1 protein-coding gene is annotated in these 1,608 nt (G+C 40.0%); it reads left to right on the top strand.

Features of this window, described 5'->3' with window-relative positions; translation table 11 throughout:
* Positions 1 to 149: 149 nt before the first annotated feature.
* On the top strand, positions 150 to 1,608 hold a 1,459-nt coding region (locus tag LIQ05_RS19200), incomplete at its 3' end, for a transposase (protein WP_226822913.1).

The raw sequence follows: 1,608 nt of genomic DNA, 5'->3' as shown, positions 1-1,608 counted from the left end.
TGTGAACTTCCAGAAAAAGTTCCACCTAAACAAAATTAAGAGAATAAAAAATTGAAAAAATCCCGATTTTCTGCGGGTTCTGCTTGCAGGAGACCGGGATATATGGTATAATCCTTTTAGGTGGATTACCGCCTAAAAGGAGGGGCCTAATGTATCTGGATTTTTTAGTAAAAATACCATTCGTACAGGGGAAGATTACACGTAGAAAAAAGAAAGATGTTGTATATATTGAGTATGAATATGACCGGATCTATGATCCGGTAAGGCAGTATACTTTTCCAAAAAGAGTAACAATAGGAAAGCTGTCTGAAACAGACCCGGAACTGATGCAGCCGAATCAAAATTTCCTGAAATATTTTCCAGATGCAGAGCTTCCAGAGACAAAAAACAGGACATCCAGAAGCAGCTGCCTGCGCGTGGGAGCATATTTTGTATTGCGTAAAATTATAGAAGAATACAACCTGATCGAGCTCCTTGGTGGGTATTTTGAACAGCGTGATCTGGGACTTTTTCTTGATCTGGCGGTATACTCGATCATTGCAGAAAACAATGCTGCACAGTACTATCCGGATTATACATACAACCATCCTCTTTTTACAAATGGAATGAAACAATACAGCGATTCTACTGTCTCAGATTTCCTGAATTCCGTAACGGATGACCAGAGTATTGGGTTCTTAAATTCCTGGAATGAGACCAGAAACCATCGCGAAAAAATATATATTTCCTACGATTCCACGAACAAAAACTGCCAGGCTGGAGACATTGAAATGGTGGAATTCGGACATCCGAAAGTAGATGTGGGACAACCTGTATTTAACTATGCGGTTGCATATGATACACGTAACCAGGAACCATTATTTTACGAGAAATATCCCGGAAGTCTGAACGATATCTCACAGCTTCAGTTCATGTTGGACAAAGCTTTTGGATATGGCTATAAGAAGATTGGATTTATTTTGGACAGGGGTTATTTCAGCTGTGAAAACATACAATATATGGATAAATGCGGGTACAGCTTCGTGATCATGGTGAAGGGAATGGCTTCACTGGTGAATGAACTGGTTCTGGAACACAAGGGAACTTTTGAAAGTAAGCGCGTGAATAACATCTATGAGTATGGAGTATATGGGAAGACCGTGAAGCACAGGCTTTATGCGGGTGATAAAAAAGAACGGTATTTTCATCTGTACCACAGTATTTCCAAAGAAAGTGCAGACCGTGCTGGGATTGAAAACAGGCTCAACCAGATGACATTGTACCTTAAGAAATATCAGAATAAAGTAAAAGAATTCGGGCCAGGGTTTGAGAAGTATTTTAATCTTCATTATGATGAAAAAACACAGGCATTTGTACTGCCGGAAGAGCGCTGCAGTGTAGTGAAAAGGGAACTGGATCTGGCAGGATATTTCTGTATAATCACATCAGAAAAGATGAGTGCAAAGGAAGCAATCGAGCTGTATAAGAGCCGTGATACATCAGAGAAACTATTCCGTGGGGATAAATCCTATCTTGGAAATAAGAGCATCCGGGTATATTCAGAAGAGTCAGCAAGGGCTAAGATATTTGTTGAGTTTGTGGCGATGATACTGCGCTGTAAGATGTATA

Source organism: Blautia glucerasea (genome assembly GCF_020537505.1).
Taxonomy (GTDB): domain Bacteria; phylum Bacillota; class Clostridia; order Lachnospirales; family Lachnospiraceae; genus Blautia_A.
This window is presented reverse-complemented; position numbering and strand designations above follow the sequence as displayed.